Here is a 14,501-nt window from a genome sequence, read left to right as displayed (position 1 = left end):
CCGATACCGGGATGTTAAGGAGTGTGAGTTCTCGCTCTGCTTATCTGTTGGTGGCTCATGGAAGTCGCGATCCACGATCGCAAGCTTCGCTGCATCAATTGGGTGAAGGAGTAAAACAAGCCCTGCAGTTGCAGTGTGATCAGCCTCCATGGGTGAAGACAGCCACCTTGGAATTTGGCTCTGTCCCCCTGAAACAGCAAATTTGTAATTGGGGACAACAGCTGCAGCAGATTGACCAAATCGTGATTTTGCCGCTATTTCTGTTGCCAGGTACCCATGTCAGAGTGGATATTCCTGATGTGGTGACCACAGTGCGACAGTTTTTGCCTAAGTCTCTAGGGATTGAGGTGCGATCGCATCTGGGTAGCCACCCAAAACTCTTCCAAATCCTACGGGCAACTATGTCTGCTACCGACGTAGATCGCTGGATTTTGCTCTCCCATGGCAGCCGATATCCAGGGGGTAACCAACCGATTGAGGCCTTGGCAGAACAACTGAATGCTGCCCCCGCCTACTGGTCAGTGCCCCCCAGTTTGCGACAAACAGTAACTCAATTGGCGACTCAACCAGGGTTAAAAGTGGCCATCAAACCCTATTTTTTGTTTACAGGCAGTATCATAGACACCATTTCCCAGGAAGTGAATCAGCTAAAATGTGATTTTAAGCACATTAACTTAACTTTTTCTTCACCTTTAGAGCCCAGTGCTCATCTCGTTCATTTAATTCAAGATTTGATCACTGCCTGATGGTTTTGCCATCTTTTTCAGGTTGTCTATGACCGTTGATTTTTCCCCGTCGCCAGTCCATTTTTCTGGGAAAGTATACCTTGTCGGAGCAGGTCCCGGTGACCCCGGTCTACTGACTCTCAAAGGTAAGACGCTTCTAGAATGTGCTGATGTGGTGATCTATGACGCCCTTGTTAGCCCAGAAATTCTGGCGATGATTGGTGAGCAAGCCGAGAAGATTCATGCTGGCAAACGTCGTGGACAACATTCTCTTTTGCAAGCTGAAACCACCCAGTTATTGATTGACAAGGCCCAGACTCATGCCGTAGTCGTGCGACTCAAGGGTGGGGACCCCTTTGTCTTTGGCCGAGGGGGAGAAGAAATGGAAGATTTAATCCAGGCAGGGGTTTCTGTGGAAATCATTCCCGGAATTACGGCTGGTATTGCAGCGCCTGCCTATGCAGGTATTCCGGTCACCCATCGAAACTATAGTTCCTCCGTCACCTTTGTGACCGGCCATGAACCGATCGACAAATATCGGCCTCGGGTCAATTGGCGAGCCATGGCTGAGGCGTCCGAAACCCTGGTGATTTATATGGGCGTGCATAACCTGCCCCATATTTTGTCTGAACTTGAACTCGCTGGAAAAGATCCCGATACCCCCATTGCCTTAGTTCGTTGGGGGACTCGCCCCGATCAAGAGGAATTAGTGGGAACCTTAGCAACCATCATCAGCCAAATGGAAGCGACGCAATTTGAAGCCCCTGCCGTGGCAGTGATCGGAAATGTGGTGAATCTTCACCCCTTACTGGCAGAGAGTCGTCCAAAGGTAATTCCTAGGCAGTAGAGTATTAAACGACCGCTATGTTAAGGCTGCTGTCGTGACTACTGATATTGCTCAACGGATTATTGTGCCTTTGGATGTGCCTTCAGAGGCAGATGCGATCGCATTGATGGATCAAATTCCCCAGGTGCAATTTTGGAAAGTGGGCTTAGAGCTGTTTGTTAGTTGTGGCCCCAGTATCCTAGAGCAGCTTAAACAGCGCCAGAAACGGATTTTCCTCGATCTTAAATTCCACGATATTCCCAATACGGTGGCCGGTGCTTGTCGAGCAGCGGCGGCCTATGGGGTGGATCTTCTCACGATTCATGCCACGGCGGGTCGTCCTGCCCTATCGGCTGCGCAACAGGCTCTACAAGAAGGAGCCCAAGCTGCCCAAACGCCTCCCCCTAAATTGATTGCCATTACAGTTTTGACTAGTCTCTCGCTGCGAGAGTTAGCCTTAGACTTAAAAATACCTCTAGAACTGCCAGAGTATGCCCTGCAAATGGGGCTGCTGGCTCAAGAGTCAGGACTGAATGGGATCGTCTGTTCTCCCCATGAAGCGGAGCAAATGCGACAGGTCTGTGGGGATGAATTTCTGATTGTTTGCCCAGGCGTGCGTCCCCAGGGATCAGCAACAGGCGATCAAAAACGGGCCATGACGCCAACAGCAGCCATCCAAGCAGGGGCCAACTATTTGGTCATTGGGCGCCCGATCACGACGGCTGCTGATCCTCAACAAGCTTTTCAAACGATCTGCGCTGATTTAGCTGACGCTTGACAGTGGAGACAGTTGGCTTCTGTGTTTTCTGACTGCCAATAGTCGTCATTGCCAATAAGGGTTTCCAACTTACGCTGGATGTTCTGTCTGAGTGCAGTACGAAAGTGGGTGTACTAAGCATGAGTGCGAGTGTCGATGCCCATGTCTTGTGATTTAGGGAGCCCGTAATTTCACAACGATGACCTACAGCTTAAGGATTTTAGACTTACCCGAAAGTGATCGCCCTCGTGAACGTCTTATTGCCCAAGGTGCTAAATATTTAACCCATGCCGAGTTACTCGCCATACTACTAGGGACAGGCCAAGGACCTGGCAAACTGTCTGCGGTAGGCTTGGGACAACATGTTCTGCATCATTTCAGCGAACATCAGCAAGATCCACTGACGGTTCTGCGAGATGTGAATGCGTCTGAACTCACCCATATTGAAGGGATTGGTCCAGCGAAAGCGACTACTATTTTAGCCGCAATCGAGTTGGGGAGAAGGATTTGCCAAGCTCGTCCTCCGGAATTAACCGTGATTGATGATCCGGCAGTGGCTGCTGCAGCCTTAGCCGGTGAGTTAATGTGGCAATCTCAAGAACGATTTGCGGTGCTTCTATTAGATGTCAAGCATCGATTACTGGGGACACAAGTGGTGAGTATTGGCACTGCGACGGAAACCCTAGCCCATCCTCGGGATATCTTTCGAGAAATTATTCGGAAGGGAGCAACCCGAGCCATTGTGGCCCATAACCATCCTTCTGGTCAGACCGATCCCAGCCCTGAAGATCTCGAACTGACGCAGCAGTTACTCTCAGGCGCACAAATTTTAGGCTTACCTCTATTGGATCATCTCATTCTGGGGAATGGTGACTTTACCAGCCTTCGCCAAACGACATCTCTCTGGAACGATTGTCCTCAAGAGCTATAGTTCTATTTTCTGCTCAAGTCATAGACTTAAATACCCTCAATTCTCAAGGCACAAAGTCTTTAGAGAATAGGGCAGCCTTGTACGATATGATGATTGAGGGTCACTACTGGCTTGACTATAGACTATTAATTGAACAGAAGGATAAGACGCAGTGATTAGAGTAGCGATCAACGGGTTCGGGAGAATTGGACGAAATTTTATGCGTTGCTGGCTTTTACGGCCTAACAGCAACATCGAGATTGTCGGATTAAATGATACTTCTGACCCCAAAACAAATGCCCACCTGTTGACCTATGACTCCATGCTGGGTCGTTTAGACGCAGACATTAAAGCCGTCGACAACACGATTGTTGCGAATGGCAATGTCATCAAATGTGTTTCTGATCGTAACCCTGCTAACTTGCCTTGGAAAGAGTGGGGCATCGATCTTGTTATTGAATCTACGGGTGTGTTTGTCACCAAAGAAGGGGCTGGCAAGCATATTGAAGCGGGTGCTAAAAAAGTACTGATTACAGCACCTGGTAAAGGTGGTGTTGGCATGTATGTGGTTGGAGTTAATCACGAAGATTATGATCCCAGCGAGCCAATTCTCAGTAATGCTAGCTGTACAACCAACTGTTTGGCTCCTATTGTAAAAGTCTTGCATGAGCAGTTTGGTATTGTTCATGGCTTGATGACCACCACTCACAGCTATACCGGAGACCAGCGTATCCTTGACGCAAGCCACCGGGATCTCCGCCGTGCTCGTGCTGCTGCAGTCAATATTGTTCCGACTTCTACAGGTGCTGCTAAAGCGGTAGGAACTGTTATTCCTGCTCTTGCAGGCAAGCTTAATGGTATTGCGTTGCGAGTCCCCACTCCTAACGTTTCTGTCTGTGACTTCGTCGCACAGACTGAGAAGCCAGCAATTGCCGAATCGGTAAACGAAGTGATTAAGCAGGCTTCTGAAGGCGCTATGAAAGGTATCATTGCCTTCAACGAAGAACCCTTAGTATCTGGTGACTTCAAAGGACATGATTGCTCCTCTATCGTGGATGCTTCCCTCACTATGGGAATGGGTGGCAACATGATTAAGGTTGTGGCCTGGTACGACAACGAGTGGGGTTACAGTCAGCGTGTGCTCGACTTAGCTGAGTATGTTGCCCAGAAGTGGTAAATTTTTCTCTAGCTTCTTAACGCCAGAGTAAAGTGATTCAAATTAAAACCCCTCACCTTATCAAGCGGTGAGGGGTTTTTGTCTGCTACAGATATAGAACATTTTGCTGTGAAACATAAGCCTATGATGATTTCTTATGAGCCCATCCGGCTAGCTGTTGTCAGTGACCGCTTTTTGGGCTCAATGGTGGCTGTCAACGCTTCATTTAAGGGGGCACAACCAAAACGCTGTTCCAAAATGTTCATCACTTCCCGCCCAAAATCGTTGGGATTTTGCTTCCAAGCTTCTAGACAAACTTCTCCAAACACCGATCCCATGGGCTCAGGGTTCCAAAGTAACTTCTTGGCTGTCCAAGGCATTAAGCTCATAGGGTTATAGCCAGGCTTCAAAATATTATTATCGAAGGCATATTCTTCTAAATGGGTGTGAGGTTGCAGGCCGATAAAGAAAATGGCTGGTTCTACCTTATCTGTGCCAAAAATCTTTTCTAATTCTCGATGATAGGCAATGGTCTGGCGAATGGTTTCTGGACGCTCATCGATGACATTGAAGGAGTAGTTGACAGAGACTAAATCGTTGAAGCCAGCAGTTCTCAGATCTCGACAGTTTTGCAGCACTGTTCGTAAGTTATATCCCATTCGCATCTTGCGAACGAGTTCTTGGGATCCACTAGTGATCCCAATCTCAAAATAATTCATCCCTGTTTTGACCATCAGATCACAGAGTTCTGGAGTGAGATTGTCAGCACGAATATAGGCAGCCCAATGAATATCCGTTAAACCTGCATCTAGGATTTTTTGCAGCAACTCAATGGCATCAGGAATATAGCGGCGGGCTGGGATAAATTGAGCGTCGGTAAACCAGAAGTTACGAATGCCACGATTGTAGAGCTGCTGCATTTCAGCAACGACTTCTTCAGCAGGATTGACTCGGACTCGCTTGCCTTCAATGACGGTGTAGACGCAATAGCAACAGTTGTGGGGGCATCCTCGCTTGGTCTGAACCCCCACGTAGAAGTCTTGAGACTCAAAATAATATTCAAAATCAGGCCAAATGCTAGCAATGTAAGGGTAATCGCAGGCCGTTTTATCGATCTCGGTAGGCCATTCATGGATCATGCGATCCCTAGGCGCTTTCTCTCCAACTACATAGCACCGTTCATCTCGAAATTCTTGCCCCGTCAGTAGCTTCTCTAATAGAACCTCTCCCTCGCCCACGGATACAATGCTGCCTTCCGGCAGCTGAGTCCCTAACTGTTCATAAAAAACGCTGACTGCACCACCCCCAACCACAGTTTGAGCCCCAGAATGATATCGCTGTGCTCGCTTGAGTCCCCGTTTAATGAGGCCTGAGTTTCTCCATAGCTCTGCATAGTAAGCAATGAATACCCTTAATCCACCAAAAGCACCTTTTAACTTTGTCCAAGGGTTTTTGCCGTAGTAAAGCTCAAAGGCGTGTTGCAACGGATTGCCACCTCTGCCACCTACGGGAGCGTAAATTTGGATATCTCGCCAGGAAAAAACAAGAAGATCAGGCTGGAAGTCATCAATGCAGCTATCCAATGCTGGCTTAAAGTCGAGGGGGGGCACGGTGCCCAAATCAAAGATGCGTTGCTCGACATGAGGCAGGCACTTGTGAATATGGTCGGCAAGGTAAACAACCCCAATTGGGAAAATGGGATTACAAGGTAGGCGAATGTAAAGGATGCGGGGATTGTTCATCACGCCTTGCAAGAACGGTAAGGTATGAGGTGGTTAACACCTGAGTCATATATCTTAATCATAGTACTGAGTTGTCCTTGAGTGTTTATCTAGGCCGATGCCTTTTCATGGACTCACTCACCGATCCCAAGATTTTTCGTTAGGATAGTTTGGATTGATCCCAACTTAACTGGCAGTCATCAATTCTAAAGAAAAAGTAAAGATAATAGCTTTTTTGAAGAAGTTAATCAATTAAGTAACGATATTTACAGCGACTTGGGATCGATGAATGTTAGCTTAAGATTGCGTTAAATACCCCATAAAAATACCCATAAAATTACCCTTTTCCGTGAGTTGCCATGCCACAAGTCATCGATCCCGTCCCTCCAAACGATTCAGATCTCATTGTTTGTTGCTACATTAATTCAACTAATAAGATCCAAGTTGCTCGGATCACGAATATCCCTAACTGGTATTTTGAGCGTGTTGTGTTTCCTGGGCAGCGATTAATGTTTGAGTCTGTACCTGAGGCTCACCTGGAGATTCATACTGGGATGATGGCAAGTGCGATCTTGTCAGATACCATTCCTTGTTATCGGCTTCGTTTACACCAAAGCGTGAGTGCTTCTAAACAGTTTTTACAGAGTGGAGATGAAGCGGTTGAAACTTCCGCACCTTCTAGCATGCGTGGCGTTCCTGAAGCAGCTAAGGTGTCCTAACTTTATTCCAGCCTAATTCAGTGGCTACAACGCTACTCAATTGCATAAATAGACTTTAGGGGGTGAGTTGAGCTCACCCCTTTCTGCTGTCTATAATTTTGTGCGGTCTAAATTATTGAGGCAAATGACTCTATTTATTGTCGATGTTCATTTCCTCAAGAACCTATTCATTGTTGTGGGGATCTTGGGAGGAGCTGCGATCTCAGATTGGTTGATAGGCCGCTGGATGCAGGGGCGTTTGAGAATTTCCCCCAAGAAAGGTCGATCGATTTACCCTCTTTTGCAACGGTGTTTGCTGTTTAGCTTAAGACTCGGGATTTGGTTAGTCGCCTTCTATAATATCTTGACCCTCATCCCTGCCCTCCAAACAATCAGGCAGTTGTTTGTGAGTGGTCTGGCAGCTTTTCCTGATAAGTTCTGGGGAGCGTTGAACACCCCTTTTACTGATGTAGGTGACCGAAAAAATCCAATTTCTTTGTTGACCCTCATAATCTTTGTCTCCATAACCGTTTTGGTCTTTGTTGGAGCTAGGTTATGTGGTCAGTGGCTTAAGAAGAGCATTCTTCCCCAGACTCGCATGGAGCGGGGAGCACAAGCAGCAATTTCTACCATCATCAGCTATACCTTTGGGTTGATTGGTTTTATCATTCTTCTCCAATCTGTAGGAATAGATTTGAGTTCATTAGCTGTTATTGCTGGTGTTTTGGGTCTAGGTTTAGGTTTTGGCTTGCAGGAGTTGGCCAGTAACTTCGTGAGTGGTTTGACCCTATTACTGGAGCAGCAAATACGGGTTGGAGATTTTGTAGAAGTGGATGGTTTGTTAGGAACGATTGAACGGATTTCTATTCGCTCGACGATTGTTCGGACTCAAGATCGGCTGTTTGTTGTGGTTCCAAATCAACGGTTTTTCGCGAAGAACGTCATCAACTGGACCTACCAAACTCCCGAAAGTCGCTTACATATTCCTGTGAGTGTTGCCTATGGTACCGATACCGTTTTAGTTACGGAAGCTTTATTGATTGCGGCACGGTCAGAGTCACGGGTCTTAAAGTACCCTCCCCCGCAGGTATGGTTCAAATCTTTTGGAGATGATGCATATAAGTTTGAATTATTAGCGTGGATTAACCAGCCCTGTGATTTTGAACCCATCAAGAGTTCTCTAAATTTTTTGATTGAACAAGAGTTGAATCGGAAGAACATCCAAATCCCTTTCCCCCAAAGAGAGCTGTGGTTGAAGAACCCTGAAGTGTTGGTTCAGGCATTACAACCTAATCTGGAGTCTGCTGCTCCGCTGCCAACGGTTGCTGCTAGCGGGGAGGGGCTCAAACCAAAAACGGGGATTAAAGTCACTAAGAACAGCACATTACGCGTCTTACTCCGCAAGGTCAGCTATTTTGAAAACTGTACGAATGCCCAATTGAGAGTGTTAATTGAACAAGGGTATCGACAGTTCTATGGGCCTGATCAAATTATTTTTCGGGAAAATGAATCAGGAGAATCTTTCTACGTTATCTTGTCAGGCCAAGTTGAAGTCTTTTCTCAAAAACTCAACCGCCAAATTGCCACCTTAGGAGTTGGCGACTTTTTTGGTGAGATTTCTTTGTTGACCGGAGCGCCACGAACGGCAACTATGCGGGTCCTTGAAGCGACTACATTGTTTGTGGTGGATCGGCAGGCGTTACAAAAACTCCTACAGAATTACAAAGCCTTAGCTGAAGAGATTGCGAAGTCTCTTTCTCAGAGACAGCAAGTGCTAGAGGAATTAGGCTTGGCGCAGATTAGTCCGTCAGACATGATAGAGGATGATCCCTTTATCTGGATTCGTCGCCGTATTCAGACCTTGTTTGGGATCTAAACATACATCTAATGGGAGAAATCGTCTGTTGGTTATGGTCGATTAGGTTGGAATCAGGCATTGAGAGGCTTGTAAGTCTGCGATCGTTTCATTCCCGGTACAAAAGAGTACTGTTTCTAGTTCAGCGATGAGCATTTCCATGAGAGTGTGTAACGCCGCTTCTGATTCATGGGCAGCTTGCAAGAAAGGGTAAGCCATTCCTGCTATATCAGCTCCTAAAGCTAGTGCTTTGGCGGCATCTAGGCCATTACGTAGTCCGCCAGAGGCAATCAGTGGGATCTTAGAATTGGCTTGATGAATGGATGTAACACATTCTGCGGTGGGTAAACCCCAATCTGAGAAGGTTTGGCCGAGTCGGCGCTGACGGTTATCTTCCGCTCGTTCACCCTCGACTTTGGCCCAAGAAGTCCCGCCAGCACCGGCTACATCAATAGCGGCTACACCGACTTCTATTAACTGCATGGCCAACGGTGCGGAAATACCATTGCCGACTTCTTTGACGATGACAGGAACGGGGAGTTGTTTGCAGAGTTCACCAATTTGGGTGAAGAGGTCGCGAAAGTTGGTATCGCCTCGACTTTGGATGCATTCTTGTAAGGGGTTGAGGTGCAGGATCAGGGCATCGGCTTCTAATAGATCAATGCTGCGACGGCAGGCATCTAGGTTGTAGCCATAGTTCAGTTGGACTGCCCCTAGGTTGGCAAATAGAGGAATGTCTGGTGCATAGGATCGAACGGCAAATGTGTCTGCAACTTGTGGATGTTCGACTGCAACCCGCTGTGAACCGACACCCATGGCAATCTTGAATTCCTGAGCAACGATGGCTAAGCGCTGATTAATAGTTTTGGCTAGATCAGTCCCCCCGGTCATGGACGAGATGAGCAGCGGTGCTCCCAGAGACTTACTTAAAAATGTCGTGGATAACTGAATATCTTCCAGTGCTAACTCTGGTAAACAACAGTGCTGAAAGCGATACCGTTCAAAACCAGTGGTGATCGATTTGCACTGGACCTTGTCATCTAAACAGATCCGGAGATGGTCGGCCTTGCGGGTTTTGATGGCCTCATCAGGATTGGGGGAAGTAGAAGTCACTCGCATGAAAAAGAGATAAGACATCAACCGGGCAGAACCAATCTCTGGCTTTGTGACCGGAAGCTCTCTTAATTATGCAAAATTCTGTTGGCTTGGCTGGGATTTCAATCGTTTGGAATTTTGTCTGCGTACCGTTAGCTGTTGGCAGAGTATGGTTCAGGGCTGCTTGAAAACAGTGATTTGGCAGTACTATTTTGAATCCGAGAAAGCTATTGGGAACGGATAACTAACATTTGGTTACCTCCTTTCTGTAGTTCATAACCAACCGTTTCAATAGAAGCGACATATCCCCAATCCTGACAAGCTTGAATAACAGGTTGGATGTACGGAGAGGGTTCCAGCATTAGAGTTAGCAAAGGGAAAATGCGCACTTCAGTGCTGATTCTCAACAGCTCTCGAATTGAAGCTAGATGAAAAGCGACATCATATTGCTTGGAGTACAAGAAGAGAAAATGGGAGCACAGTGCTAGTTCAAAGGTTTGATCGGGAAATGGCAGGGTGGGTAATGCTGCGGTCTGATATCGACCTTGTTGTTTGCCTGACTCATAATCTTTCAGGAAGAGTTGCATGGCTTGAATGCGATTGTAACGAAGGTCTTCGGGAGACGAATGATAGGACCACACCCAATCTTGAGGCGTTGCCTTGACCTGATCAATGATGTCATCTAGGACGGTTTCAAACTTTTGCTGAATGTCTGCACCACTCAATTCATAAATGGGATCAACAGACGTAATTTGGCTTCCCAGAAGAGTGGATTCAGCATTAAAACTCGCAGGACCATCTCCAGCTCCCAGAATTGAACAGTTTAAATCAATCACCGTGAGATTAAACATTTTGATGTATTCATCCCAAGATCGCCCAAAGGGAACCACAGAATCTAGCTGCATTGCCATAAAGATGAACCTACTGACAGATATTGAAGGGTGATAGTGTAGTCATAATACTTCAGCGTACTACTTTGCAATACACTGAGAAGCCTATCTTCATTTCCAATGCCTGTAGAATCAGCAACAGCATTTATGCCCCTCTATAGATAAAGTTGGCAAGAATAAGTTGAGTTCAAAACCTAGACGGCATCGGAGAGGAGCTGGTATTTTGACCGTGTAAGAACTGGGCTTGTAAAGGTTTCAGGACAGGGCAAGGAGGCTGCTTATCCAATTTGGTTTGGCGCTGCCAGTCAAACCAGTTCCAATTGTAGGGGGCTTGTTTGGCCGCAGACATCCACAACAATCGCTTGGCCCGGGTCATGGCGACATAAAGTAGACGAAATTCCTCTGCACTTTTAAGATCACTGGCTCGTTGCCAAGCCTTTTCCATATTCGGTAGCGGAAACTGCTGGTGGACGTGAGCTCGGATTTGAGCCCGGGCTACTTCTGCCAAACTAAAGGGTCCAAGGAATTGGCTCGCGGCAGGAATTCTCAATTCTCCTGGAATAATGCGGGCATGTAGAAACGGCAGAAACACAAAATCCCAATCCAGCCCCTTGGCTTTGTGCATGGTAATGATTGTGAGTTGGTGTGGCCGCAGATATTGGGATTCAATATCCTCAACATCCACGGGATCGAATCGCTCGGAACTGATCAGTTCTTGCAAAATGGGCAAGGTTGTTGTCATTGAGGGTGCCCCTGGCGTTTGCTGAGCTAGCCGTGCTGCTAATTTATCGGCAGTGGCTAGCTCGGCAGGATTATATTTCAGGGATAGGGCTAGAAAAGAAATCAGTCGATAATGGGGCAATTCCCACCGCGATCGCAATAACTTACAGCAAAAACTACGGGCTTCCTGTACCTTCTCCGACCGGGGTGGATCAAGGGGGCCTGGATAGAGAAAGGTCTCGGGCTGACTGGCTAAAAGATGGACTTCTTGGGCCGGTATCAGCTGCCGATCAACAAAAATTTGCAGGGCTGCTTTGAGGGTGTTGGGAGAATGGGGACGGGCCAAAAACTGCAAAATGGTCAGCATCTCAAAGGGGACTTGAGTCTGCCGGCTACCGCCTCCAACATCGAGGATGTCAATACCATGAGCGGCTGGAGTTACTGTTTGATCCGGGTGGTTGAGACGCTCGGCTAGAAAGCTCCCTTGTTTGTTCTCTCTGACGAGGATGGCTGCATTGGCGTCTGGATAATCGTTCAGGAGTTGGCAGACTCGCTGACCGATTAGATCAGCGGTTTGGTAAACATCTTCAGGTGTGTATATCTCTAGTCCTCGTCCTTCGTGAGCTGGATTGGCGTTCGCTTGAGGATCGTGGTTGGCAACTGTTTGAATGGCTTGGGGTTGAAAAGGCTGCTCTTGTCCTGCTAGCTGAGACTGATTAATCCAGTCCAGCATAAAGTTTGCGGCTTCAATAATAATGGCAGAACTGCGTCCGGCTTGAGTCATCGTTGCTAATCGATTTTGTACCTGACTTTGCCGACAAAAATCGCGAAAGAAAATCGGGTCAGCTGGGGTAAAAGTGGAGTTGATGGCTTGGTTAGGATCGCCAACGCGGACTAAATTAGGGGCTGCTTTGGAGGCCTCTTGGCTGGCTAATCCGTCCAGTAAACGGAACTGTAATGGGGTTGAATCCTGGGCTTCGTCCTCGAAGACAGCAAAGACTTGTTTTTGCCAGACTTGGCGAGCGCTCGGATTATCGAGTACCTGCAGAGCGGCCAGGATCATGTCGTCATAATCAATCAGCTGATGAGATTGGAGCAGTCGTTGGTATCGCTCGTAGAGACCGGCTGCGATCGCAAGTACCGATACCTCATCTTGTACCTGTTCTGCTAAGGCGTAGAGCTGTTGGGGGCTAAGTCCAGAACTTTTGGCTTCGCGAATTGCGATCGCAGCCAGCTCCGGCAAACAATCGGATCGCAATACCGATTGCCGACGTAACCGCTCCGTTTCTTCTCCATCGAAGGCCCCTCGAACCAGCAACTCTTGGTATATCTGGGGATAATCCGCCACCCATTGTTCAACGCATTGTCTCAACAAGCGATGGTGGCGGTTAGGGGTAATCAGGGTGACTTGTTCTAAATGAATGCCTGACAGTTGGGGATGACGTGAAGCAATATTGAGGGCTAAACCATGCAAGGTTTGCACAGTAAATCCACCTAGGGGCAGCTGCAATGCGCGTAGATGTTTACGGACCTGTTGTTTGAGGTGTGCCGCTGCTGAGCGGGTGAAGGTGACAATCACGAGCTGTTGCGCTCGATTAAGGTTTTGACGTGCCAGGGTAATGGCTGCAGCCACAGCCATGCCATAGGATTTGCCGGCTCCCGGCACAGCAGAAATGGCAAGGGGCCCTGCTTGCCAATCTGCTAATTCTTGCTGACCCGGCCTCAAAGATGCTCGTAATTCTGCGATTCGCTGTTCTAAATCTGTTGCCAAGAGGGTATGAACTACTGTACGTGAGGGTAGTATATCAACCGACGATTTCTTAACCCGCAAGATTATGGCGATAAAGGAGGCGATATGCCGTTTTGACGAAGGGTCTATCCTGCGTTCTGATCAGCTTTTGCCAATTCCAACAATTGAGGGATGGTCACAAGTTTATACCCCTGCTGTCTGAGACGAGTAATGATATGGGGCAGGGCTTGGATCATCAGCTGGCGATTATCGCCACCATCATGCATCAATACAATCCCTCCAGGTGAAGCATTATTGAGGACGTTGTTGATGGCTTTATCAACCGTGCCTTTATAGGTATCGTCCACCGTCCACATCAAAGTGACATGTTTTTGGGAACGGGCATGGGCGACTAGACCGTTGCGGAGATACCCCCCGGGTGGCCGAAACAGTTTGGTTTTAAAGCCGATTTGCTTTTCTATCTCTGCAGCCGTCCGCTTAATTTCCTGTTGGGCTAAAGCGGGGGAGTGGTAATGATATCCATGGCTCCAGCTATGGTTGCCAATGGCATGGCCTTCCTTCGCGACTCGCTTAAGTAAGTGCGGAAATCGGGTGATATTGCTGCCAACCACAAAAAATGTGGCTTCTACCTGATGCTCTTTCAGAATATCTAGCATTTTGGCCGTTGTTTTGGGCCAAGGGCCGTCATCGAAGGTGAGGGCGATCACTTTTTGGTCCGAGGGCAGTTTGACCTCATCAATTGTCAGTCCTTGAAACTGAGTTGGGGGCTGATAATGGCGACGTTGTTTACGATCCAGGTCATCTACCGTTTTTAAGGCAAGATGAAATCCTGACTCAGAATTAGCGATTAACGTATTTTCTTCCAAGGCATTGATATCTTCCGGTATGCCACCAATGGAAACCTGATTCAACGTTGCTTGAAGGACGAATGAACTCACCCCCAAGCATAGGCAAGCCGACGCCAACCATACATACTGCCGGTTGACGACACGGGCTCTTAAATTTTTCCCAAACATTACTTAATTAACCGCAAACCCTTAGATAAAGCCAAACCATAGGTAAATCGTCAGTTAGAACTCGACCGGTAACGACTGGAAGTTCAATGTGGCTGGCGTTCCACCCTCAAATCCATGTTTCCCTAAACCGCTTCGTAAATGACGTCCCTATTTTTTTCTTGATATAAAAAATTGGAAAACCTCGCATCCATCCTAGCGAGTCACATTTAGGGCCGCTAGCACTGGTCTAAGATCTTCACTGTTCCTTAAGAATGAACAGCACAGCAGAATAGTTCTAGAATGTGGAGCTGGAATCCTTAAAGAATGTAACTCTCTTTGTTTAGAGCGGGAACGAATACCAGTAGGATGTCTCTCAACGTGTAAATATTGACCCTACTGCTAG

At 47.5% G+C, this 14,501-nt stretch carries 12 protein-coding genes; 7 read left to right on the top strand and 5 right to left on the bottom strand.

Features of this window, described 5'->3' with window-relative positions; all coding sequences use genetic code 11:
* The first annotated feature begins 23 nt into the window (after nucleotides 1-23).
* The 5 genes from I1H34_RS05875 to I1H34_RS05855 all read left to right on the top strand — a co-directional run bounded on the left by I1H34_RS05875 (nucleotide 24) and on the right by I1H34_RS05855 (nucleotide 4,395).
* Nucleotides 24-746 carry a sirohydrochlorin chelatase gene (locus tag I1H34_RS05875; RefSeq protein WP_212664782.1) on the top strand — a complete coding sequence of 241 codons (723 nt, stop codon included), beginning with the start codon at nucleotides 24-26 and terminating at the stop codon, nucleotides 744-746.
* A gap of 28 nt (nucleotides 747-774) precedes the next feature.
* The gene (gene cobA / locus I1H34_RS05870) at nucleotides 775-1,572 is read left to right on the top strand and encodes a uroporphyrinogen-III C-methyltransferase (RefSeq protein WP_212664781.1); all 798 of its coding nucleotides are present in this window, start codon (nucleotides 775-777) and stop codon (nucleotides 1,570-1,572) included.
* A 34-nt stretch (nucleotides 1,573-1,606) separates the two neighbouring features.
* The gene (pyrF, locus tag I1H34_RS05865) at nucleotides 1,607-2,329 is read left to right on the top strand and encodes an orotidine-5'-phosphate decarboxylase (protein WP_212664780.1); all 723 of its coding nucleotides are present in this window, start codon (nucleotides 1,607-1,609) and stop codon (nucleotides 2,327-2,329) included.
* A 178-nt stretch (nucleotides 2,330-2,507) separates the two neighbouring features.
* On the top strand, nucleotides 2,508-3,239 hold the full coding sequence (radC, locus tag I1H34_RS05860) for a RadC family protein (protein ID WP_212664779.1): 732 nt from the start codon (nucleotides 2,508-2,510) through the stop codon (nucleotides 3,237-3,239).
* Between the two features lie 151 nt (nucleotides 3,240-3,390).
* Nucleotides 3,391-4,395 (top strand): type I glyceraldehyde-3-phosphate dehydrogenase, encoded by a 1,005-nt coding sequence (locus I1H34_RS05855; RefSeq protein WP_212664778.1) that lies wholly within the window; start codon nucleotides 3,391-3,393, stop codon nucleotides 4,393-4,395.
* Between the two features lie 134 nt (nucleotides 4,396-4,529).
* On the opposite strand, the gene I1H34_RS05850 is transcribed toward I1H34_RS05855, so the two are convergent.
* Nucleotides 4,530-6,116: a photosystem II high light acclimation radical SAM protein gene (locus tag I1H34_RS05850; RefSeq protein ID WP_212664777.1), complete on the bottom strand. Its 1,587-nt coding sequence runs from the start codon at nucleotides 6,114-6,116 to the stop codon at nucleotides 4,530-4,532.
* 338 nt (nucleotides 6,117-6,454) lie between these two features.
* Between I1H34_RS05850 and I1H34_RS05845 the strand changes: the two genes are divergently transcribed.
* On the top strand, nucleotides 6,455-6,814 hold the full coding sequence (locus I1H34_RS05845) for a DUF1830 domain-containing protein (RefSeq protein WP_212664776.1): 360 nt from the start codon (nucleotides 6,455-6,457) through the stop codon (nucleotides 6,812-6,814).
* Nucleotides 6,815-6,938: 124 nt separating this feature from the next.
* Nucleotides 6,939-8,669 carry a cyclic nucleotide-binding domain-containing protein gene (locus tag I1H34_RS05840; protein WP_212664775.1) on the top strand — a complete coding sequence of 577 codons (1,731 nt, stop codon included), beginning with the start codon at nucleotides 6,939-6,941 and terminating at the stop codon, nucleotides 8,667-8,669.
* Between the two features lie 42 nt (nucleotides 8,670-8,711).
* On the opposite strand, the gene fni is transcribed toward I1H34_RS05840, so the two are convergent.
* From fni to I1H34_RS05820, 4 genes are all read right to left on the bottom strand, one after another.
* Nucleotides 8,712-9,767, bottom strand: coding sequence for a type 2 isopentenyl-diphosphate Delta-isomerase (fni, locus tag I1H34_RS05835; protein ID WP_249370131.1), 1,056 nt, complete (start codon nucleotides 9,765-9,767; stop codon nucleotides 8,712-8,714).
* A gap of 203 nt (nucleotides 9,768-9,970) precedes the next feature.
* Nucleotides 9,971-10,654, bottom strand: a complete 684-nt coding sequence (locus I1H34_RS05830) for an SAM-dependent methyltransferase (protein ID WP_212664773.1) — start codon at nucleotides 10,652-10,654, stop codon at nucleotides 9,971-9,973.
* Nucleotides 10,655-10,820: 166 nt separating this feature from the next.
* Nucleotides 10,821-13,124, bottom strand: coding sequence for an ATP-dependent helicase (locus I1H34_RS05825; protein WP_212664772.1), 2,304 nt, complete (start codon nucleotides 13,122-13,124; stop codon nucleotides 10,821-10,823).
* A gap of 104 nt (nucleotides 13,125-13,228) precedes the next feature.
* The gene (locus I1H34_RS05820) at nucleotides 13,229-14,119 is read right to left on the bottom strand and encodes a polysaccharide deacetylase family protein (protein WP_212664771.1); all 891 of its coding nucleotides are present in this window, start codon (nucleotides 14,117-14,119) and stop codon (nucleotides 13,229-13,231) included.
* Nucleotides 14,120-14,501 lie beyond the last annotated feature (382 nt).

The organism is Acaryochloris marina S15, assembly GCF_018336915.1.
Classification (GTDB): domain Bacteria; phylum Cyanobacteriota; class Cyanobacteriia; order Thermosynechococcales; family Thermosynechococcaceae; genus Acaryochloris; species Acaryochloris marina_A.
Note: the sequence above shows the minus strand (reverse complement) of the source record. Positions and strands in the feature narration are given on the sequence as shown.

Coding starts and splice junctions, on each gene's coding strand:
- cobA (WP_212664781.1), top strand. CDS start 775: ATGACCGTTGATTTTTCCCCGTCGCCAGTCCATTTTTCTGGGAAAGTA.
- radC (WP_212664779.1), top strand. CDS start 2,508: ATGACCTACAGCTTAAGGATTTTAGACTTACCCGAAAGTGATCGCCCT.
- I1H34_RS05850 (WP_212664777.1), bottom strand. CDS start 6,116: ATGAACAATCCCCGCATCCTTTACATTCGCCTACCTTGTAATCCCATT.
- I1H34_RS05845 (WP_212664776.1), top strand. CDS start 6,455: ATGCCACAAGTCATCGATCCCGTCCCTCCAAACGATTCAGATCTCATT.
- I1H34_RS05840 (WP_212664775.1), top strand. CDS start 6,939: ATGACTCTATTTATTGTCGATGTTCATTTCCTCAAGAACCTATTCATT.
- fni (WP_249370131.1), bottom strand. CDS start 9,767: ATGCGAGTGACTTCTACTTCCCCCAATCCTGATGAGGCCATCAAAACC.
- I1H34_RS05830 (WP_212664773.1), bottom strand. CDS start 10,654: ATGGCAATGCAGCTAGATTCTGTGGTTCCCTTTGGGCGATCTTGGGAT.
- I1H34_RS05820 (WP_212664771.1), bottom strand. CDS start 14,119: ATGTTTGGGAAAAATTTAAGAGCCCGTGTCGTCAACCGGCAGTATGTA.